Source organism: Burkholderia sp. 28_3, from assembly GCF_003253915.1.
In the GTDB taxonomy this organism is placed as follows: domain Bacteria; phylum Pseudomonadota; class Gammaproteobacteria; order Burkholderiales; family Burkholderiaceae; genus Burkholderia; species Burkholderia cenocepacia.
This window is the reverse complement of sequence record NZ_QKZF01000005.1, coordinates 24,029-45,175: the sequence shown is the minus strand read 5'-3', so window position 1 is coordinate 45,175 and position 21,147 is coordinate 24,029. Positions and strand designations below refer to the sequence as shown.

Annotated in this window: 19 protein-coding genes; 12 read left to right on the top strand and 7 right to left on the bottom strand. The window is 69.7% G+C overall.

Annotated features, from left to right (window positions below; all coding sequences use genetic code 11):
• Positions 1-7: 7 nt before the first annotated feature.
• Entirely contained in the window at positions 8-856 is an 849-nt protein-coding gene (trxA, locus tag DFS13_RS13165) for a thioredoxin (RefSeq protein ID WP_111441802.1), read from the top strand.
• A 103-nt stretch (positions 857-959) separates the two neighbouring features.
• On the opposite strand, the gene tcdA is transcribed toward trxA, so the two are convergent.
• The gene (tcdA, locus tag DFS13_RS13160) at positions 960-1,817 is read right to left on the bottom strand and encodes a tRNA cyclic N6-threonylcarbamoyladenosine(37) synthase TcdA (protein ID WP_034178425.1); all 858 of its coding nucleotides are present in this window, start codon (positions 1,815-1,817) and stop codon (positions 960-962) included.
• Positions 1,818-1,945: 128 nt separating this feature from the next.
• On the opposite strand from tcdA, the gene pdxH reads away from it, so the two are divergent.
• From pdxH to DFS13_RS13145, 3 genes are all read left to right on the top strand, one after another.
• A complete protein-coding gene (gene pdxH / locus DFS13_RS13155) occupies positions 1,946-2,590 on the top strand; it encodes a pyridoxamine 5'-phosphate oxidase (RefSeq protein ID WP_006482475.1) in 645 nt (214 codons plus the stop codon).
• A 121-nt stretch (positions 2,591-2,711) separates the two neighbouring features.
• A complete protein-coding gene (locus tag DFS13_RS13150) occupies positions 2,712-3,932 on the top strand; it encodes a cyclopropane-fatty-acyl-phospholipid synthase family protein (RefSeq protein WP_006482480.1) in 1,221 nt (406 codons plus the stop codon).
• A 23-nt stretch (positions 3,933-3,955) separates the two neighbouring features.
• Positions 3,956-5,248 carry a DUF72 domain-containing protein gene (locus DFS13_RS13145; protein WP_034201426.1) on the top strand — a complete coding sequence of 431 codons (1,293 nt, stop codon included), beginning with the start codon at positions 3,956-3,958 and terminating at the stop codon, positions 5,246-5,248.
• 22 nt (positions 5,249-5,270) lie between these two features.
• Here DFS13_RS13145 and msrA read toward each other — a convergent pair whose 3' ends face one another.
• Positions 5,271-5,831, bottom strand: a complete 561-nt coding sequence (gene msrA, locus DFS13_RS13140) for a peptide-methionine (S)-S-oxide reductase MsrA (RefSeq protein ID WP_006482471.1) — start codon at positions 5,829-5,831, stop codon at positions 5,271-5,273.
• A 520-nt stretch (positions 5,832-6,351) separates the two neighbouring features.
• On the opposite strand from msrA, the gene DFS13_RS13130 reads away from it, so the two are divergent.
• The 3 genes from DFS13_RS13130 to DFS13_RS13120 all read left to right on the top strand — a co-directional run bounded on the left by DFS13_RS13130 (position 6,352) and on the right by DFS13_RS13120 (position 9,210).
• Positions 6,352-7,758, top strand: coding sequence for a selenium-binding protein SBP56-related protein (locus DFS13_RS13130; protein WP_059721409.1), 1,407 nt, complete (start codon positions 6,352-6,354; stop codon positions 7,756-7,758).
• Complete coding sequence (locus tag DFS13_RS13125) at positions 7,755-8,420, top strand: hypothetical protein (RefSeq protein ID WP_006482477.1); 666 nt, start codon at positions 7,755-7,757, stop codon at positions 8,418-8,420. Before DFS13_RS13130 ends, DFS13_RS13125 begins: the two co-directional genes overlap by 4 nt.
• 280 nt (positions 8,421-8,700) lie before the next feature.
• On the top strand, positions 8,701-9,210 hold the full coding sequence (locus tag DFS13_RS13120; protein ID WP_006482487.1) for a flavin reductase family protein: 510 nt from the start codon (positions 8,701-8,703) through the stop codon (positions 9,208-9,210).
• Here DFS13_RS13120 and DFS13_RS13115 read toward each other — a convergent pair.
• Complete coding sequence (locus DFS13_RS13115; RefSeq protein ID WP_006477992.1) at positions 9,197-9,697, bottom strand: Lrp/AsnC family transcriptional regulator; 501 nt, start codon at positions 9,695-9,697, stop codon at positions 9,197-9,199. The genes DFS13_RS13120 and DFS13_RS13115 overlap by 14 nt on opposite strands.
• 129 nt (positions 9,698-9,826) lie before the next feature.
• Between DFS13_RS13115 and kynB the strand changes: the two genes are divergently transcribed.
• From kynB to kynA, 3 genes are all read left to right on the top strand, one after another.
• Positions 9,827-10,468 carry an arylformamidase gene (kynB, locus tag DFS13_RS13110; RefSeq protein WP_080331962.1) on the top strand — a complete coding sequence of 214 codons (642 nt, stop codon included), beginning with the start codon at positions 9,827-9,829 and terminating at the stop codon, positions 10,466-10,468.
• Between the two features lie 27 nt (positions 10,469-10,495).
• Positions 10,496-11,749, top strand: a complete 1,254-nt coding sequence (kynU, locus tag DFS13_RS13105) for a kynureninase (RefSeq protein WP_012492839.1) — start codon at positions 10,496-10,498, stop codon at positions 11,747-11,749.
• A 90-nt stretch (positions 11,750-11,839) separates the two neighbouring features.
• Positions 11,840-12,775, top strand: a complete 936-nt coding sequence (kynA, locus tag DFS13_RS13100) for a tryptophan 2,3-dioxygenase (RefSeq protein ID WP_006482479.1) — start codon at positions 11,840-11,842, stop codon at positions 12,773-12,775.
• Positions 12,776-12,795: 20 nt separating this feature from the next.
• On the opposite strand, the gene DFS13_RS13095 is transcribed toward kynA, so the two are convergent.
• From DFS13_RS13095 to mdlC, 4 genes are all read right to left on the bottom strand, one after another.
• On the bottom strand, positions 12,796-14,202 hold the full coding sequence (locus DFS13_RS13095; RefSeq protein WP_034201905.1) for an MFS transporter: 1,407 nt from the start codon (positions 14,200-14,202) through the stop codon (positions 12,796-12,798).
• A gap of 257 nt (positions 14,203-14,459) precedes the next feature.
• Complete coding sequence (locus tag DFS13_RS13090) at positions 14,460-15,404, bottom strand: ketopantoate reductase family protein (protein WP_006482478.1); 945 nt, start codon at positions 15,402-15,404, stop codon at positions 14,460-14,462.
• Positions 15,405-15,418: 14 nt separating this feature from the next.
• Complete coding sequence (locus DFS13_RS13085) at positions 15,419-16,870, bottom strand: aldehyde dehydrogenase (protein ID WP_059721413.1); 1,452 nt, start codon at positions 16,868-16,870, stop codon at positions 15,419-15,421.
• Positions 16,871-16,899: 29 nt separating this feature from the next.
• Positions 16,900-18,504 (bottom strand): benzoylformate decarboxylase, encoded by a 1,605-nt coding sequence (mdlC, locus tag DFS13_RS13080; RefSeq protein WP_006496489.1) that lies wholly within the window; start codon positions 18,502-18,504, stop codon positions 16,900-16,902.
• 99 nt (positions 18,505-18,603) lie between these two features.
• Between mdlC and DFS13_RS13075 the strand changes: the two genes are divergently transcribed.
• Positions 18,604-19,515 carry a LysR family transcriptional regulator gene (locus tag DFS13_RS13075; RefSeq protein ID WP_006485519.1) on the top strand — a complete coding sequence of 304 codons (912 nt, stop codon included), beginning with the start codon at positions 18,604-18,606 and terminating at the stop codon, positions 19,513-19,515.
• 172 nt (positions 19,516-19,687) lie between these two features.
• On the top strand, positions 19,688-21,082 hold the full coding sequence (dalD, locus tag DFS13_RS13070) for a D-arabinitol 4-dehydrogenase (RefSeq protein WP_111441801.1): 1,395 nt from the start codon (positions 19,688-19,690) through the stop codon (positions 21,080-21,082).
• The last annotated feature ends 65 nt before the right edge of the window (positions 21,083-21,147 follow it).

Sequence of the window (21,147 nt, the reverse complement as noted above, 5' to 3'; positions counted from 1 at the left end):
GAACGCCATGGACACCACGCTTGCCACATTCGAGAAAGACGTCATCGAGGCGTCGCTGGACACGCCCGTGCTGGTCGACTTCTGGGCGCCGTGGTGCGGCCCCTGCAAGACGCTCGGCCCGCTGCTGGAAAAGCTCGAAGCCGATTACGCAGGCCGCTGGAAGCTCGTGAAGGTCAACGTCGACGAGAACCAGGAACTCGCCGCGCACTTCCAGACGCGCAGCATCCCGCACGTGATCGCGTTCGCCGACGGGCGCCCGGTCGACCAGTTCGTCGGCGTGCTGCCCGAAGGCCAGTTGCGCGCGTTCCTCGACCGGCTGCTGCCGGCCCCCGAGGAAGCCGAGCGCCGCGCCGCGCAGTATGCGATGGCCGAACAGCGCTTCGACGAGGCGCTCGGGCACCTCGAAGCGGCGCTCGCGCTGAACCCCGGCTACGACGACGCGCGTCTCGACCTGATCGAACTGCTGCTGGCGCGCAACGAAGTCGACGCCGCGCGCGCCGAGACCGAGCGCCTGTCGCCGCAAACCGTGCAGAACGGCGACCCGCGCTACCAGGCGATCAAGACCCGTTTCGACGCACTCGAAGCCACGGCCGACCTGCCGCCGACCGATGCGCTCGAAGCGCGCATCGCGGCAAACCCGGCCGATCTCGACGCACGCTTCGACCTTGCGCAGAGCCTGATCGCGCGGCGCGCGTACGAAGGCGCGCTGGAACAGTTGCTGGAAATCGTGACGCGCGATCGCACGTACGGCGATGATCTCGGCCGCCGCACGATGATCTCGGTGTTCGAGCTGGCCGGCGATCGCCCCGACCTCGTCGCCGGGTGGCGACGCAAGCTGAGCATGGCGCTCAACTGATGCACGACGCGCCGGGCCGCGCTGGCCCGGCCGACTTGCCGTATCGCTCGCGGCGCGTTACCCGCGCCGCGGCATCCGTCTTTCCTGCCCGCGCGTCGCGCGCTCAGCCGGCCGCCTGCGCCGCGATCGCACGCAGCGCATGCGCGGCCGCCGCGAACCCGAAGCTCGCGGTCACGCACACGCTCGAACCGAAGCCCGCACAGTTGAGCCCCGCGACGTGCGCGGCCGTGGACGGCTCGGCGCCGTCCTCGATGTCGCAGGCCGCCGCTTCCGGATAGATCAGCGGCTCGTCCGAATACACGGCGCTGACCTTGAAGCGCGCCTTCGGCCCGCGCGGAAAACCATGCTGCTTGCGCAACTGCGCACGCACCTTCGACAGCAGCGGATCCTGGATCGTCAGTGCGAGATCGTCGATGCGGATGCGCGTCGGGTCGAGCTGGCCGCCCGCGCCGCCGACCACGATCAACGGCTGCCGCTTCGCGACGCACCATGCGATCAGCGCGACCTTCGTGCGCACGCTGTCGATCGCGTCGATCACGTAGTCGAAGCCGCCGCCGAGCAGCGCGTCGAAGTTGTCGGGCTCGACGAAATCCTCGATCCGGTTCACGCGGCACGCGGGATCGATCAGCGCGATCCGCTCGGCCATCGCGTCGACCTTCGGCTTGCCGAAATTGCCGTCGAGCGCATGGATCTGCCGGTTCGTGTTGCTTTCCGCGACGTTGTCGAGATCGATCAGCGTCAGCGTGCCGATCGCGTTGCGCGCGAGCGCCTCGGCCACCCACGACCCGACGCCGCCGATCCCGATCACCGCGACGTGCGCCCGCTCGAACGCGGCGGCGGCCGGCGCGCCATACAGGCGCGCGACGCCGCCGAAACGCCGCGCGCGATCCACGTCAAGCTGGATTTCCGGTGTCGGGGTAAGATCAGAAGAACTGGGCGGGGCAGCGTCGGCGGAGGACATGGCAGCAAGGAAAACGTAAGTCGTGCAGCCCTCTATTTTGCCTGAACTCCCCGTCCGCACGCGCCACTGTGCACGCACGATTCTCGCGCGTTCGCTATACTGGCCCCAGATTGAAGCGTTTGCATAACATGACGACTCTCGCCGATCTCCGCATCAACTATTCACGTGCTTCGCTCGACGAAGCCGATGCCGCCCCCGACCCCTTCGCCCAGTTCGATCGCTGGTTCAAGGAGGCGCTCGCCGCCAAGCTGCCCGAGCCGAACACGATGACGCTCGCGACCGTCGGCGCCGACGGCCGGCCGTCGGCCCGGATCGTGCTCATCAAGGGCGTCGACGAACGCGGGTTCGTCTTCTTCACCAATTACGAAAGCCGCAAGGGGCACGATCTCGCCGTGCATCCGCAGGCCGCGCTGCTGTTCTACTGGATCGAGCTCGAGCGCCAGGTGCGCATCGAAGGCCGGATCGAGAAAACCAGCGCGGAAGAAAGCGACCGCTATTTCGCGTCGCGCCCGCTCGGCTCGCGCATCGGCGCGTGGGCGTCGGAGCAGAGCGCCGTGATCGACAGCCGCGCGACGCTCGAAGCGCGCGAAAAGGCCGTCAGCGAACGCTACGGCGACAACCCGCCGCGCCCGCCGCACTGGGGCGGCTACCGGCTCGTGCCCGACTCGATCGAGTTCTGGCAGGGGCGCCCGTCGCGGCTGCACGACCGCCTGCTCTACACGCGCGACGCCGCGGCGTCGCCGGGCTGGACGATCTCGCGCCTGTCGCCCTAAGCGCGGCGCCGGCGCACGCCGGTCGTGTCTCGTGTTGCATCCGGGTGCCCGCGCCGCAAGCGGCGGGCGCCGGTCAGGATACTTGGCTGTATTCGATTCAACGAACAAACGGAGAATCCAAATGTTCTGGGAAAAGAAGCTGGCACAGTGGGCGGATGAAGTACGGGCAAAAGCGAACATACCGGCGCGCCTCGTGCTGTGGAACGGCGATCAACTCGATTTCGGCACCTTCAGCGCACCGCAGGTCACGCTGAAGGTGAACAGCGCGTCGGCATTGCCGCTGCTGCTCGAACCGAGCCTCGACAATCTCGGCGAGGCGTACGTGAAAGGCAAGATCGACATCGAAGGCAAGCTGTCGGACATCATCAACATCGGCTACTCGCTCGCGCGCAGCACCGTGACCAGCGCAAGCAAGCTCGCCCGCGTGAAGCGCTACTTCAATCACACGAAGAGCACCGACAAGAAGGCGATCCAGTACCACTACGACGTCTCGAACGAGTTCTACCAGCTGTGGCTCGACGAGAACATGGTGTACTCGTGCGCGTACTTCGAGAACGGCGACGAGGATCTCGCCACCGCGCAGATCAAGAAGATCGACCACATCCTGACGAAGATCCAGCTGCAGCCCGGCCAGCGCCTGCTCGACATCGGCTGCGGCTGGGGCGCGCTCGTGCTGCGCGCCGCACAGAAGTTCGGCGCGACGTGTCTCGGCGTGACGCTGTCGCAGAACCAGTTCGACCTCGCGACCGCCCGCGTGAAGGCCGCGGGGCTCGAAGACAGGATCGAGATTCGTCTGCAGGATTATCGCGAGATCGAAGGCCAGTTCGACCGCATCACGAGCGTCGGGATGTTCGAGCACGTCGGCCGCAAGAACCTGCCGCTCTATTTCTCGCGCATCCGCGAGCTGCTGACCGACGACGGCATCGCGATGAATCACGGGATCACGTCGACCGACGCGGAAAGCGGCGAAACGGCGCTCGGCGGCGGCGAATTCATCGATCGCTACGTGTTTCCGGACGGCGAGCTGCCGCACATCAGCCTCGCGCTCGAAGCGGCGCAGCGCGGCGGACTCGAGGCGGTTGACGTCGAAAGCCTGCGCCGGCACTATGCGCGCACGCTCGATATCTGGACGGAAAATTTCGAAGCAAAAGCCGAAGAGGCGCGAAAGCTCGTCGACGACGAAAAATTCCGCATCTGGCGCGTGTATCTGGCCGGCTGCGCGTATGCGTTCGAGCACGACGACGTGTCGATCTTCCAGATCGTGTGCCGCAAGGCCGGACGCAGCGCGAAAACGCTGCCGTGGTCGCGGCGCTACATGTACGAACACGCGCTGCCGCGCTAGGCGGCGCCTTACGCTGGGCATGCATGGGTGACGGCAGGACGCGGCGCAAGGCGCCGCCGCAACGACAGCAGCACGACGACGCCAACGAGTCGCACGCCGACGGACAGTTCGACCTGTTCGGCGTGCCGACGGACGCCGCACGCGCGTCGCCCGCGCACGACGACAACGCCGATGAATCCGTGACGCCGGACGCACCGGACCACGCACGACCACCCCCGCCCGCCCGTTCGACCTCCCGCCCCGCCGCCGACGACGACGCGCCTGCCCCGTCGTCCGGTTTGCTGTGGGACGAACCGTCCCCGCCGGCCGCCGCGCCGAAAAAAGGCCGCCGCAAGCGCGGCGTGCTGCCCGCGCCGATCCCGGCCGACGTGGCCGCCGCCGCGGCCGGCCTGCCGCCGAACGTGCGGCTCGGCACGTCGTCGTGGTATTTCCCCGGCTGGAACGGCATCGTCTACGACGGCGATTTCGCGCAGACGAAGCTGTCGCGCGAAGGGCTGCAAGCGTACGGCGCGCATCCGCTGCTGAGGAGCGTCAGCCTCGACCGCTCGTTCTACGGCCCGCTGTCGGTGGCCGACTACCTGCGCTACGCGCAGCAGGTGCCAGACGATTTCCGCTTCGTCGTGAAGGCGCCGGCCGCGGTGACCGACGCGGTGATCCGCGGCCGGCGCGGCGAGCCGTCCGGGCCGAACCCGACCTTCCTCGACGCACCGCTCGCGACCCGCGAATTCGTCCAGCCGTGCCTCGACGGGCTCGGCCGGAAAGCCGGCGTGCTCGTGTTCCAGTTCTCGCCGCTGCCCGATCAACTGCTCGCGGCGCCGGCCGCGCTGATCGACCGGCTCGCGGCGTTCTTCGCGGCGCTGCCGCCGCTGCCGCCGGATGCCGACGGCCCGCGTTACGCGATCGAGATCCGCGACGCGAGCCTGCTCACGCCGCGCTTCATCCGCGCACTGGCCGCGCTCGGCGTGCGCTACTGCGTCGGCCTGCACGCGCGGATGCCCGACCCGCTGCGCCAGGCCGCCGCGCTCGCACTGCTCGACGGCGACGCGCCGGGCCCGCTGATCGTGCGCTGGAGCCTGCACGGCGGGTTCAAGTACGAGCAGGCGAAAGCGAAATACGAGCCGTTCGACAAGCTCGTCGACGAGGATCCCGCCACCCGCTCGGCGCTCGCCGAACTGGCCGCGCGCTACGCACTGGCCGGGCAGCCGGTGATCATCACGATCAACAACAAGGCGGAAGGCTCCGCGCCGCTGTCGTGCATCGCGCTCGCGCGCGAAATCGCCGCCGCGTGCGCGCAGTGGCGCAACGAGGCGGCGTGATCGCGGCGTGCGCCGTCGACGCTCACGCGCCGCGCAGCGACTTCAGCCGGTGCGCGAACTTCTGCCGGAATTTCGCGAGCTTCGGCCCGATCACGACCGAGCAGTAGCCCTGCCCCGGATTGCGCGCGTAATAGTTCTGATGATAGTCCTCGGCCGGCCAGTAATTGCCGTCGAGCGGCACGACCTGCGTGACGATCGGCTGGCCGAACACCTGCTCGCGCTCGAGCTCGCGGATCACGTCGAGCGCGGTATCGCGCTGCGCATCCGAATGCGTGAACACGACCGACCGGTACTGCGTGCCGACGTCGTTGCCCTGCCGGTTCAGCGTGGTCGGATCGTGCGTCGCGAAGAAGATCTCGAGGATCTCGCGATAGCCGATGCGCGCCGGATCGAACGTCACGTTGACGACTTCCGCGTGGCCCGTGTCGCCTTCGCAGATGTCGCGATAGCCGGGATTGCGCGTATGGCCGCCCGCGTAACCCGACTGCACGGCCGTCACGCCGTCGACGTCGAGAAACACGGCCTCCGTGCACCAGAAACACCCGCCTCCGAGCGTCGCGGTTTCAAGCATCTCGTTCCCCATGAAATCAGTCCCTCGTGGATGACGGCAGCCGGCACGCCCGTGCCGGCGCCATCGTTTCGCGTCGCCGTTGCCCGCCCGCGAGGGGGAGGCAGCGGCACTTCGTCAAGTATCTCACTCGCGCGCGCAACTGGCAGATCGGACAGGGCGCCGCACGCGCCCCGCCGCGTGTTTCTCGTCTACACTTAGGCACGCGCAAGCGACGGCCAACCCGTCGCGCCCGCCCAGCGTCCGATGCATGCCCGACCCCGATGCCACCATCATCTGCCGGAACATCGATATGCACGCCTTAACAGACATCGCCTGCGTCGCGGGCCCGGTCGCCGCTCCGTCGATCGCACCATCGCAGTGGCACGTGCCGGTTTCGCGGAGCGCGCCGCGCGGCACCCCCTCGCCTTTTCCCGCTTTCACGACCTGATGCACGGCATCGCGCGCGTCGCCGACGCGCGCGGCCACCGCAGTCCGCGCGTCCGCAACGAACGGCCGTGCGTCCACGATCCGACACCATCCGGAGGACATCACCATGAGCATGCGGCCCGACCCGACGTTTCACGCTTCGCCCGAACTTGCGATGCAGGCGCCGGCGGAGGAGTTTGCCTATACGTTGTTGCTGAGCCCCGATTTTTCCAGACCCGACGCGCTTGCCGTGATCGACGTGAAGCCCGGTTCGTCGACGTACGGCAAGATCGTGCACACGGTGACGATGCCGAACACCGGCGACGAGTTTCACCACTTCGGCTGGAATGCGTGCTCGTCGTCGCTGTCGCCGCTGACCGGCCATGCGTTCCTCGAGCGCCGCTTCCTGATCATTCCCGGCCTGCGCTCGTCGCGCATCTACGTGATCGACACGAAGCCGCATCCGACGCAGGCGCGCATCCACAAGATCATCGAGCCCGACGAAATCTTCGCGAAGACCGGCTATTCGCGGCCGCACACCGTGCATTGCGGACCCGAGGGCATCTACGTGAGCACGCTGGGCGGCGCGGGCAAGGACGGCACCGACGGCGCGCCCGGCATCTTCATCATGGATTGCGAGACTTTCGACGTGCTCGGCCGCTGGGAGATCGACCGCGGCCCGCAGGACAAGCATTACGACTTCTGGTGGAACCTGCCGCGCGACTACATGGTGTCGAGCGAATGGGCGCTGCCGCCGCAATTCGAGAACGGGATCGTCCCGGAGGACCTGCTCGCGAACAAGTACGGGCACCGGCTGCATTTCTGGGACCTGCGCGCGCGGCGCAACGTGCAGACGATCGATCTCGGCGCGCAGCACCAGATGGCGCTCGAGGTGCGGCCCGCGCACGACCCGGTGCGCGAATACGGATTCGTCGGCGTCGTGGTCGATACGACCAATCTCGAAGGCTCGATCTGGACCTGGTGGCGCGAAGGCGGCAAGTTCCATGTGAAGAAAACCGCGACGATCCCGGCCGAACCGGCCGCGGCCGACGAGCTGCCGCCGCTGCTGCAAGGATTCGGCGCGGTGCCGCCGCTCGTGACCGACATCGACCTGTCGCTCGACGATCGCTTCCTGTACGTGTCGTGCTGGGGCACCGGCGAGATGCGCCAGTATGACGTGTCGGACCCGCACCACCCGGTGCTCGCGGGGTCGGTGCGCATCGGCGGCATCGCGCGCCGTGCACCGCACTCGAACGGCCGCACGTTCGCGGGCGGCCCGCAGATGGTCGAGATCAGTCGCGACGGCCGGCGCGTGTACTGGACCAACTCGCTCTATTCGACGTGGGACGACCAGTTCTATCCGGACGGCGTGCCGGCCGCGCAGGTGCTCGCGCACGCGGGGCCGGACGGCGGGCTGACGCTCGCCGACGACTACTGGGTCGAGTTCCCCGACGGCTACCGCGCGCACCAGATCCGGCTCGAAGGCGGCGACTGCTCGACCGACTCGTTCTGCTATCCGTCGGTCAAGCGTTGAGCACCGGCCTTCACGCGTCGTTCGCGCTGTGGGCGGCCGTGCTCGCGAGCGGCGTCTATCACGGACTCAACCCGGCGATGGGCTGGCCGCTCGCGGTGTCGAACGCGCTGATGACGCGCCGCGGCGGCGCGCTCGTCGCGGCGCTCGGCTATCTCGCGCTCGGTCATGCGCTGGCCGTTTTCGCGGTGATGCTGCCATTCGGGCTGCTCGCCGCGCTGCTCGCGTGGCAGTCGGCGATCCGGATCGGCGCGAGCGCGCTCGTGATCGGCTTCGGCGCGGTACTGCTGATCCGGCGCCGACATCCGCGGGCGCTCGCACGGATTCCGCCGGCGCGGCTCGGCCTGTGGTCGTTCGCGGTCGCGCTCGCGCACGGCGCGGGGCTGATGCTCGTGCCGATCTACCTCGGCCTGTGCGGGCTCGACCGGGATGCCGGCCACCGCGCGGCGGCGCTGCTCGTCGATGCGCACCTCGGCATGGCGCTCGTCGTCGCCGCCGTGCATGCGGCCGCGATGATCGCCGCCGGCGGCGGGCTCGCGTGGCTCGTGTACCGTTATCTCGGGCTGAAGTTCGTGTCGCGGAGCTGGTTCAATCTGGATGCGGTGTGGGCGTCGAGCCTGATCGTGACGGGAGCGTTGTCGCTCGGGCTGGCGGCGGCGCGATAGCGCGGGCAGCGATGGCTCGCTGGCGCAGCGAGGTGCCGGGCGCAACGGCCGCACCGTTAAAAAACGTGACGGAACGGCGCTGCCGGCCGCGCGCCGCAGTGTTCGCTACGCCACCCTGCCGTCGCGATGCGCCGCCCGACCGGGTCCGGCGACTTCGATTCCGTTAAAATCGGGCCATGCGCACCCCTTTCCAATCGACCGCCTCGTCGTCTTTCGTCCGCCGCGCCCGTCACGCCCGTGCCGTGTCGCGCCCGCCCGTCCCGTTCCGGATGGCTGCCCGATGAGCCACGCCAATCCGCCGGATTTCGACTCGGCCGCCTTCCGGCAGGCGCTCGGCCAGTTCGCGACGGGCGTGACGGTGATCACGACGCGCGCGCCGTCCGGCCAGCTGATCGGCATCACCGCCAGTTCGTTCAATTCGGTGTCGCTCGATCCGCCGCTCGTGCTGTGGAGCCTCGCGCACAAATCGGCGTCGACGCCGGTGTTCCGCGGCAACAGCCATTACGTGGTGAACGTGCTCGCGGCGTCGCAGTTGGACCTGTGCAAGCGCTTCTCGACCTACAAGGGCGACCGCTTCGAAGGGATCGCGCATGCGGCCGGCAACTCGGGGATGCCCGTGCTCGACGGCGCGCTCGCATGGTTCGAATGCCACAACCGCAGCCGCTACGACGAAGGCGACCACGTGATCTTCGTCGGCGAAGTGGAACGCTGCGGCGTGCGCGCCGTAACGGAAACGGCGCCGCCGCTCGTGTTCCACGGCGGCGGCTTCCACGGCCTCACACCGCTTTGATCGCCCCCGTGCGCGCCAGCCCGACCGGCGCGCCGGCTTCGTCCTTCAGCGTCTGCAGCACGATGTTCGACCGGATGTCCATCACGCCCGGCGCCTTGTAGAGGCGGTTCAGCACGAAATCCGAATAGTGCTTGAGGTTGTGCGCGAGCACGCGCAGCAGATAGTGGCTCTCGCCCGTCACGACGAACGCGCCGACCACCTCCGGCCATTCGCGCAGCGCTTCCGCGAAGCGCTCGTGCCATTGATTCTCTTCGTTGCGCATCGACACCTGCACGAACGCCTCGAGCTCGAAGCCGAGCTTCTCGCGGCTCAGGCACGCGCGATAGTGCTCGATCACGCCCTGCTCCTCGAGCAGGCGCATGCGGCGCAGGCAGGCGGATGGCGAAAGCGAGATGCGTTCGGCCAGGTCGAGATTGCTGATTCTGCCCTCCTCCTGCAGTACCGCCAGAATCCGGCAGTCGGTGGCATCGAGCGTGATCGCGTGCATTTTTGGTCCCCGTTTTCCCTCTGAGTCGAATTATCTGCCAATCCGGCGGATTGTCCATGTTTATTTCGCAAGCACTTTCTGCGAGCGTCCACCTATCATTCGAAGGATCGACTCACGCTTCGTCATGCCATGGACACACTCTGGGACATCTCACCGCCCGTCAGCCCCGCCACCCCCGTGTGGCCGGGCGATACGCCGGTTGCCGTCGAGCGCGTATGGCGGATGGAGGCCGGTTCGCCGGTCAACGTCGCGCGCCTGACGCTGTCGCCGCACACGGGCGCGCACTGCGACGCGCCGCTGCACTACGACGCCGACGGCGCGCCGATCGGCGCGGTGCCGCTCGACACCTATCTCGGCCCGTGCCGCGTGATTCATTGCATCGGCGCATCGCCGGTCGTGCGGCCGGCCGACGTGGAAGCCGCGCTCGACGGCGTACCGCCGCGCGTGCTGCTGCGCACGTATGCGCGCGCCGCGGTCGAGCAATGGGACAGCAATTTCTGCGCGGTCGCGCCCGACACCGTCGACCTGCTCGCCGCGCACGGCGTGAAGCTGATCGGCATCGATACGCCGTCGCTCGACCCGCAGGAATCGAAGACGATGGATGCGCATCGCCGCGTGCGCGCGCACCGGATGGCGATCCTCGAAGGCATCGTGCTCGACGACGTGCCGCCCGGCGACTACGAACTGATCGCACTGCCGCTCAAATTCGCGACGCTCGACGCGAGCCCCGTGCGTGCGGTGCTGCGCGCGCTGCCCGCGCACGCTTCCTGATTACCCGACCTACGACCTCACATCATGATGATCAAGACCCGTGAAGACGCGCTCGCGCTCGACCGCGACGACCCGCTGGCCCCGCTGCGCGACCAGTTCTCGCTGCCGGACGGCGTGATCTATCTCGACGGCAACTCGCTCGGCGCGCAGCCGCGTGCATCGGCCGCCCGCGCGCAGCAGGTGATCGGCGCCGAATGGGGCGAAGGCCTGATCCGCAGCTGGAACACGGCCGGCTGGTTCGCGCTGCCGCGCCGCCTCGGCGACAAGCTCGCGACGCTGATCGGCGGCGCGCCCGGCGAGACGGTCGTCACCGACACCATCTCGATCAACCTGTTCAAGCTGCTGTCGGCGATGCTGCGCCACCAGGCCGAGCGTGCGCCCGAGCGCCGGGTGATCGTGTCGGAGCGCTCGAACTTCCCGACCGACCTGTACATCGCGCAGGGGCTGATCGACCAGCTCGGCGGCGGCTACACGCTGCGCCTGATCGACGATCCGGCCGACCTGCCCGGCGCGCTCGGCGCGGACACGGCCGTCGCGATGATCACGCACGTGAACTACCGCACCGGCTACATGCATGACATGCCGGCCGTCACACAGCTGGTGCATGACGCCGGCGCGCTGATGCTGTGGGATCTCGCGCACTCGGCCGGCGCAGTGCCGGTCGACCTGAACGGCGCGCGCGCGGACGGTGCGGTCGGCTGCACGTACAAGTACCTGAACGGCGGCCCCGGCTCGCCCGCGTTCGTGTGGGTGCCGCAACGCCATCTCGCGCATTTCTCGCAGCCGCTGTCCGGCTGGTGGGGCCACCGCGCGCCGTTCGCGATGCAGCCGGGCTTCGCGCCCGATCCGGGCATCGCGCGCTTCCTGTGCGGCACGCAGCCGATCGTGTCGATGTCGATGGTCGAATGCGGGCTCGACGTGTTCCTGCAGACCGACATGGACGCGATCCGCCGCAAGTCGCTCGCGTTGACCGATGCCTTCATCGCGCTCGTCGAAGCGCGCTGCGCGGGCCTGTCGCTGAAGCTCGTCACGCCGCGTGCGCATCACCAGCGCGGCTCGCAGGCGAGCTTCGAGCATCCGCACGGCTACGAAGTGATGCAGGCGCTGATCGCGCGCGGCGTGATCGGCGACTACCGCGAGCCGTACGTGCTGCGCTTCGGCTTCACGCCGCTCTATACGCGCTTCGCCGACGTGTGGGATGCGGTCGAGACGCTGCGCGACATCCTCGCCACCGACGCGTGGAAGGCGCCCGAGTTCGCCGAACGCGGCGCGGTGACCTGACCGGTTCTGCGCGGCGCGCCGCCGTTGCATGCGGTGCGCGCGCCGCGCATTCATCATTCAAATCTGGAGAAAGTCGTGAATTCTGGTCATATGCAGCCCCCCGGCGGCGATGCGCCGGCAGGCTGCCCGTTCTCGGGCGCACGCGCCGCACAACCGGCGCAAGCCGCGCACGAAGCCCCGCACGTGCCGGGCGAGGCCGACGCTCAAGCCGGCTGGCACAACGCGCAGCTCGATTTCTCGAAGTCGATGAGCTATGGCGACTACCTGTCGCTGAATTCGATCCTCGACGCGCAGCATCCGCTGTCGCCCGATCACAACGAGATGCTGTTCATCATCCAGCATCAGACGAGCGAGCTGTGGATGAAGCTCGCGCTGTTCGAGCTGCGCGGCGCGCTCGATGCGGTGCGCACGGACGCGCTGCCGCCCGCGTTCAAGATGCTCGCGCGCGTGTCGCGCATCCTCGAGCAGCTGGTACAGGCGTGGAACGTGCTGTCGACGATGACGCCGTCCGAGTATTCGGCGATGCGGCCGTATCTCGGCCAGTCGTCGGGCTTCCAGTCGTACCAGTATCGCCAGCTCGAATTCCTGCTCGGCAACAAGAACGCGCAGATGCTGCAGCCGCATGCGCACCGGCCGGACATCCTCGAACAGGTGCGCGCGACGCTCGAGGCGCCGTCGTTCTACGACGAGGTCGTGCGCCTGCTCGCGCGGCGCGGGTTCCCGATCGCGCCCGAGCGGCTCGAGCGCGACTGGACGCAGCCGATGCGGCACGACGAGACGGTCGAAGCCGCGTGGCTCGAGGTCTATCGTCATCCGCAGCAGCACTGGGAGCTGTACGAGATGGCCGAGGAACTGGTCGATCTCGAGGATGCGTTCCGTCAGTGGCGCTTCCGTCACGTGACGACGGTCGAACGCATCATCGGCTTCAAGCAGGGCACCGGCGGCACGAGCGGCGCGCCGTACCTGCGCAAGATGCTCGACGTCGTGCTGTTCCCCGAGCTCTGGCACGTGCGCACCACGCTGTAACGCACGTCACGCGCCCGCCGTCACGACGACGGGCGGGCGAGTTCCTCCCCTTCGCGCGGCGGCGCGGGCACGCGCGACAGCCGCGGAATGTGCCGCCGCACCGCGAGCAGCGCGACGCACACCACGCCCATCGCCACGGCCAGCATCGTCAGATACGCGCCCGCGCCGCCCGCCGTGATCACGATCGCGCCCGCGAATGCGCTGAGAATCGCGCCGAGCCGGCCGAACGCGAGCGCACTCGCGGTGCCTGTCGCACGCACGGCCGTCGGATAGATGTACGCGCACAGCGCATACATCGTCGACTGCACCGCGTTGACGAATAGCCCGTGCAGGCCGAGCCCGACGATCAGCCAACCCGTATGGCGGCTCGCATCGACACCCATCAGCCACACCGCGCTCGCCGCGCCGCCGATGCTGCACAGCGCGAGCGGCCAGCGCGAGCCCGCATGCGCGATCGCCCATGCGCACAACAACGCGCCGATCACGCCGCCGAGGTTGTACGCGGTGAGCCCCGAGCCCGCGACCGACACGCTCAACCCGCTCGCCGCGAGCATCGTCGGCAGCCAGCTGAACGCCGCGTACACGGCGAGCAGGCACATGAAGAACGCGCACCACAGCGCGATCGTGTCGCGCGCCTGGCCGCTCGCGAACAGCGCGCCGAAGCCGCCGCGGCTGCCCGGCGCGCGGGCGTCCTTCGTATCGGTGAACACGGTGCCCGGCGCGACCGGCCGCTGCATCCGCGCGAGCAGCGCGCCGAGTTCCGGCCAGCGTGCGGGGCGTCGCGCGAGATAGCGCGGCGACTCGGGCAACGCGCGCACCAGCACGAAGCCGAGCACGAGCGGCAACGCGCCACCCGCGAAGAACAGCCCGCGCCAGCCGTAGCGCGGCAGCACCTCGTGCGCGAACAGGCCGGCCAGCATCCCGCCGAGCGGCACGCAGACGATCGTCGCGGTCACCATCATCGTGCGGCGCCGCGCGGGCGTGTATTCGGCGGTCATCGTCGTGGCCGTCGGCAACGCGCCGCCGATCCCGAGCCCGGCGCAAAAGCGCAGCATCGCGATCGTCGCGACGTCGGGCGCGAACCCGATCGCGCAGGTCGCGAGGCCGAACAGGAACACGCTGCCGATCACGGCCTGGCGGCGGCCGAAGCGGTCCGCGACGAGCCCCGCGCACGCGCTGCCGATGCCCATCCCGACCAGCCCCGCCGCGACGGCCGGCGCGAACGCGCCGCGCGTGATACCCCATTCGCGGATCAGCACGGGAATCGCGAAGCCGATCAGCTGGCCGTCGAACCCGTCGAGCACGATCGCGAGCGCGGCGAGCAGCACCACGCAGCGCTGCATCAGCGTGAACGGCCCGTCGTCGAGCGTCGTGCCGATGTCGATCGACGGCGGCCGCCGGCCATCCAGTGCGTCGTGCGTGCTCATGCGGCCTCCCGGGCGCCGCACGTCGGCGGCAACGTGCGCGAACGGCGCGCGGCAAGACAACGGCATTCGATGGTTTTCATGGCGTCTCCGGTTGTCCGGGCTGGCGCGCATGCGTGCCCGGATCTCGTGCTGTGCATCGACCGGCGCCCGTGCATCGGCGTCGGCGTCTTGTTCCACCCTTCACGACCCGGCGCCGTCGCCCCACGGGCGCGGCCTCCGTATCGTCATGCGGCGCGAGCCGGCCGCCGGCCTGTGGCTCAGTTCGTCCGTGCGTCGATCAACCGGACGAGCGCGAGCAGCGTCTCGGCATGCGGCACCGCGACGCCCGCTTCGCGCGCGGCCGCGACGACCTTGCCGCTGATCGCGTCGATTTCGGTGCGGCGGCCCGCGAGCACGTCCTGCAGCATCGACGGGCGATGGCCGCGATGGTCGCGGATCGCATGCTCGACGTTGCGTGCGACGCGCTCGCCGTCGACCGCAATGCCCTTCGCGCGCGCGACGGCGGCCGTCTCGGCCGCGATCGCCAGCGCGAGCCGCGGCCCGTCCTGATGATGGCCGAGCTGATCGACGGTGCAACCCGTCGTCGCGCACAGCGTGTTGAGCGCCGCGTTGAACGCGACCTTCTCCCAGATCGCGGCCCACACGTCGGCATCGAGCGTGCAGGCGAGCCCCGCGCGCGACAGCGTGTCGGCCACGGCCGTCGCGAACGGGCGTGCCGCGCCGTCGGCCGTCATCATGCGGATCGTGCCGGCGCCGTGCGAGCGCACGTGCGCGGGCCCGGCCGCATCGGCCGGCCACGTCGTCACGCCGACCAGGATGCGCTCGAGCGGCACGAACGCATTCAGCGTCTCGACGTTGCCGAGCCCGTTCTGCAACGTCAGCACGAACGTGTCCGGCGTCAGCAGCGCGCGCACGCCGTCGAGCGCGGCGCGCGTGTGCAGCGATTTGGTGAAAACGATCAGCAGATCGAACGGTGTGTCGGGCGCGGCGGCCGCGGCCGCATTCGCGGCGTCCGGCCGCACGGCCTGCAGCGTGCGAATGCGCCGTTCGCCGCGGTCGTCGTCGATGCGCAGCCCGTCGCGGCGGATCGCATCGAGATGCGCATCGTTCACGTCGATCAGCGTGACGGCTTCGCCGCTTTCGGCCAGCCGCGCGCCGAACAGCGAGCCCATCGCGCCGGCGCCCAGAATTGCAATTCTCATCGTCGGCGGCCTCGTCAGAACGGATAGTGGCGCGGCGCCGTCTGCACGGTGATCCAGCGCAGGTCGGTGAACGCGGCGATGCCTGCCTTGCCGCCGAAGTGGCCGAAGCCGCTGTCCTTCACGCCGCCGAACGGCATCTGCGCCTCGTCGTGCACGGTCGGGCCGTTCACGTGACAGATGCCCGATTCGATGCGCGCCGCGACGCGCAGCGCCCGCGCGACGTCGCGGCTGAACACGGCCGACGCCAGCCCGAACGCGTTGTCGTTCGCGCAACGGATCGCGGCCTCCTCGCCGTCGACGCGCACGATGCCCTTCACCGGGCCGAACGATTCTTCCGCGTAGATGCGCATCGCCGGCGTCACATGGTCGAGCAGCGTCGCCGGGAACAGCGTGGTGTCGGCCTTGCCGCCGCACAGCAGCGTCGCGCCGTGCGCGAGCGCATCGTCGATCAGCGCGTTGCAGCGCTCGACCGCCTTCGTGTCGATCAGCGAACCGAGCACGACGGGCCCGTTGCGCGGATCGCCGAGCGGCAGCGACGCGGCCTTGTCGGCGAGCTTCGCGACGAACGCATCGGCGATCGCCGCGTCGACGACGATGCGCTCGGTCGACATGCAGATCTGCCCGGAATTCGCGAATGCGCCGAATGCGGCCGCGGCGACCGCCGCGTCGAGATCGGCATCGTCGAGCACGACGAACGGCGCCTTGCCGCCGAGTTCCAGCACCGACGGCTTCAGGTGACGCGCGCACGCTTGCGCGACGATCCGCCCAACCCGCGTCGAGCCGGTGAAATTCACGCGGCGCACGGCCGGATGCGCGATCAGCGCATCGACGACGGCGCCCGCATCGTCGGGCGCGTTCGTCACGAAGTTGACGACGCCCGGCGGCAGTCCGGCCTCCTGCAGCGCCTCGACGATCAGCCCGTGCGTGACGGGACACAGCTCCGAGCCCTTCAGCACGACCGTGTTGCCGCACGCGAGCGGCAGCGCGAGCGCGCGCGTCGCGAGGATCACCGGCGCGTTCCACGGCGCGATGCCGAGCACGACGCCTGCCGGTTGCCGCACGCCCATCGCGAGCGAGCCCGGCACGTCCGACGGAATCAGCTCGCCGCCGACCTGCGTGGTGAGCGATGCGGCCTCGACGAGCCCGCTCGCCGCGAGGTGAACGTTGAAGCCGGCCCACAGCGCGGACGCCCCCGTCTCGGCCGCCATCGCCGCAACGAACTGGTCGTGCTTCGCTTCGAGCGCGGCGGCCGCCTTCAGCAGCAAGGCGCGCCGCGCGCCGGGCCCGAGCGCGGCCCAGTCGGGAAATGCACGGGCAGCCGCATCGGCCGCCGCGCGCGCATCGTCGACGGTGCATGCGGGCGCTTCGGACGCGACTTGGCCGTCGAGCGGGTTGCGGCGCACGAAGGTCGCGCCGCCGGACGAGTGGCGGCGTTCGCCGCCGATCAGCATCGCTACGGTTTGCATGGCATCTCCGGAAGGACGCGCGCGGCGCGTCACGCAATCTCGACTTCGACGACGACCGGCGTCGCGGCACGCAGCGCGTCGGTCAGCGTGTCGCGCAGCTTCGCCGCTTCGGCGACGCGCACGCCGCGGCAGCCCATCCCTTGCGCGAGCGCGACGAAATCCAGGTCGGGCAGCTCGGTGCCCTGCACCGGGTCGCCCGGACCAAAGCCGAACACGGGCGCGAAATCCTGCAGCGCCGCGTAACGCCGGTTGTTCAGGATCACGAACGTGATCGGCAGTTTCAGCTGCGCGGCGCTCCACAACGCCTGGATCGAATACAGGCTCGAGCCGTCGCCGATCAGCCCGATCACGCGCCGGCCCGGCTGCGCGAGCGCGACGCCGACCGCGGCCGGCATCCCGTAGCCGAGCCCGCCGCTGTCCATCGTGTAGAACGTGCCGCTGCGCGTGAACGGCAGATGCTCCTGCATCACCGGCCGCGCGCTCGGCGCCTCCTCGACGACGATGTCGGACGCGTCGCGCACGTCGGCGAGCGTCTGCAGCGCGAACGCGACCGACATGCGCTCGCCGGCGGCGGGCGCGTCGACGCGTACCCGCGGCGCGCGCGCCGCGGGCATCGGCCGCTCGGGCGGCGCCGGTCGCGCGAGCAGGTCGCGCGCGGCGAGCCGCAAATTGCCGACGACCGCATCGCCCGACGGCGTCCACGCGGCGACGCCCGGATCGTCGACGAGCTGCACGAGCGTCGCGCCCGGCGGCACGTGCGGGCCGAAGCCTTCGATGTGATAGGTGAACGCGGGCGCGCCGAACGCGAACACGAGATCGTGCCCGTCGAGCCGCGCGACGATCTTCTCGCGAATCGCGGGCAGGAAGCCGGCGAACAGCGGATGGTCTTCCGGAAAGCTGCAGCGCCCCGACATCGGCGCGACGTACACGCGCGCCCGGTGCCGCTCGGCCAGGCGCACGACGTCGTCCCATGCTCCCGCGCGATCGACGGCCGCGCCGACCACGAACGCCGGGCGCCGCGCGGCGTCGAGCGCGTCGCCGAGCCGCGCGAGCGCGTCGGGATCGGGCCGCACGATGCTGCTGACGTCGCGCCGCGGCAGCCGTTCGGCCGGCTGGTCCCAGTCGTCGACCGGGATCGACACGAACACGGGGCCGCGCGGCTCCTGCATCGCGATGCGGTACGCGCGCGCGATCGCGGCCGGCACGTCCTGCGCCCGCGCCGGCTCGATGCTCCATTTCACGTACGGCTTCGGCAGCTCGGCGGCCTGCGTCGCGCCGAGGAACGGATCGAACGGCAGAATCGCGCGCGCCTGCTGGCCCGCGGTGACGATCAGCGGGGTGCGGTTCTTGAACGCGGTAAACAGATTGCCCATTGCGTTGCCGACACCCGCCGCCGAATGCAGGTTGACGACCGCCGCATTGCCGGTGGCCTGTGCATGGCCGTCGGCCATCCCGACCACGACGGCTTCGTGCAGGCCGAGCACGTAGCAGAAATCGTCGGGGAAGTCGCGGAACATCGGCAGCTCGGTCGAACCGGGATTACCGAACACGCGGTCGATGCCGAACTGACGGAGCAGGTCGACGACCGCGTCGCGGACGGTGATCGATGCGGAAAGGGGCGGATGGCCGGACATGCTCGGGTGTCTCCTCGATGACTGGGCGGTTTCCACAGTATCGAAGTGCAAGCCATTCTCGGATACTGTATTTTCTGCAAAAAGCCATTACGATCCGGCATGACTTTCGATCTCCGACAATTACGCGCGTTCACGACGATCGTCGCGTCCGGCAGCCTCGGCCGCGCGGCCGACGCGCTGCACGTCACGCAGCCGGCGTTGAGCCGGATCCTGAAGCGGCTGGAGGAACAGGTCGGCGCGCCGCTGTTCGAGCGCCATTCGAAGGGCGTGCAGCTCACCGCGTTCGGCGAGGCGCTGCTGCCGCATGCGACGCTGCTGCAGCACGAGGCCGAGCATGCGCGCGAGGAGCTCGACGCGATGCGCGGGTTCGCGAAGGGCACGATCAAGGTCGGCGCGGTGGGCAGCATCGCGAGCCTCGTGCTGCCGATCGCGGTCGGCCGCGTGCTCGACCGCTGGCCGAACCTGCGCGTCGAGATCATCGAAGGCGTGTGGGACCGGCTCGCGGAAGGGCTGATCAAGCACGAGATCGACCTCGCGCTGTCCGCGCACGGGCCCGATACCGACGAGATCGTCGCGATTCCCGAGTGCCGCTGGGAAGATCGCAGCCATATCGTTGCGGCGCCGCACCATCCGCTGCGCGCGCTCGGCCGCCCGCCGACGCTCGCCGATACGCTGCACGCGCGCTGGGCGATTCCGCCGCGCGGCACCGCGCCGTTCGACCACATGCGCGCGACCTTCGACGCGCACGGGCTGCCGCTGCCCGACATCGCGGTCGAGACGCGCTCGGTCACGACGCTCAAAAGCCTGGTCGCGCACGCCGGTTTCCTGAGCTGGATGGCCGAGCCGATGGTCGGCGCCGAGCAGCGCGCCGGCACGATCGACACGCTGCCCGTGCGCGAAGTGGTCGCGGTGCGCACGCTCACCGCGTTCCGGCGCCGCCACGGCATCCTGCCGGGGCCGGCCGGCAAGCTGCTCGACGAACTCGTCGCGCTCACGCGCGAAGGACGCTGACGTTCGTTTCCTGCCGGCTCCGCGTCCGCCCGGCCCGCGCGCCGCCGCAGCGCACCATCGAAATGCCGCGTCCCCGCCTTGACTTTCGTTCGCCCGAATACGATCATTCGCTCACATAAAGAGCAAATGATCGTATTCGACAGGACAGACAGGCAGGAAAAGGAGACACCGGATGAGCGAATCGCCCTCCGCCCACGCGCCCGTGCTGCTGCACATCGGCGCCGGCTCGTTTCACCGCGCGCATCAGGCGTGGTATCTGCACCGCGTGAACGCCGCCGTGCCGACCAACGAGCGCTGGTCGCTGACCGTCGGCAACATCCGCGACGACATGCGCGCGACGATGGACGCGCTCGCCGCGCAGCACGGCGCGTACACGCTCGAAACCGTCACCCCGCAGGGCGAGCGCGCGTACGAGACGATCCGCGCGATCACGCGCGTGCTGCCGTGGTCGATCGACCTTGCCGCACTGATCGACGCCGGCGCCGATCCGGCCTGCCGGATCGTGTCGTTCACCGTCACCGAAGGCGGCTACTACCTCGACGAACACAACCGGCTCGACGTCGCGAACGCCGATCTCGCCGCCGACCTGCAGGGCGCGCGCACGACGCTGTACGGCGCGCTCGCGGCGCTGCTCGCCGAACGCGTGAAGCGCGGCGCGGGCCCGCTCACGCTGCAAAGCTGCGACAACCTGCGCAACAACGGCGCACGCTTTCGCGCCGGCATGCGCGAATTCCTCGAACGGCGCGGCGAAGGCGGCCTGCTCGCGTGGTTCGATGCGCACGTCGCGACGCCCAGCGCGATGGTCGACCGCATCACGCCGCGCCCGACCGCCGACGTGCGCGAGCGCGTCCTCGCGGCCACCGGCGTCGACGATGCGTGCCCGGTGATGGGCGAATCGTTCATCCAGTGGGTGATCGAGGACCGTTTCGCGGCCGGCCGGCCACGCTGGGAGCTGGCCGGCGCCGAACTCGTCGACGACGTGCATCCGTACGAGGAAGCGAAGATCCGCATCCTCAACGCGACGCACAGCTGCATCGCATGGGCCGGCACGCTGGCGGGCCATACCTACATCCACGAAGGCACGCACGACCCCGCGATCCGCCGCTTCGCGCACGACTACGTGACGCAGGACGTGATCCCGTGCCTGAGCCCGAGTCCGCTCGATCTCGTGCGCTACCGCGACGTCGTGCTGGAGCGCTTCGGCAATCCGTACGTGCTCGACACGAACCAGCGCGTCGCGGCCGACGGTTTCTCGAAGATCCCGGGCTTCATCGCGCCGACGCTCGTCGAATCGTTCGCGCGCGGCGCCGCGCCGGTCGCGACCGCCGTGCTGCCCGCACTGTTCCTGCGCTTTCTCGAACGCTGGGCGCGCGGCACGCTGCCGTATGCGTACCAGGACGGCGTGATGGACGACAGCAGCGCCCGCGCGATCGTCGGGGCCTCAGACCCCGTTGTCGCGCTCGGCGCGAACCGCGCGCTGTGGGGCTCGCTCGCCGGCAACGCGGCGCTGTTCGACGCGCTGCGCGCCGGGCTCGCGCGCGTCGACGCATGGCTCGCCGCACGCTGATGACCCGCGCGCGGCGCCCGGCCGCGCCACCGGGCGAACCCGCTTGGCACATGCCGTGCGGCACG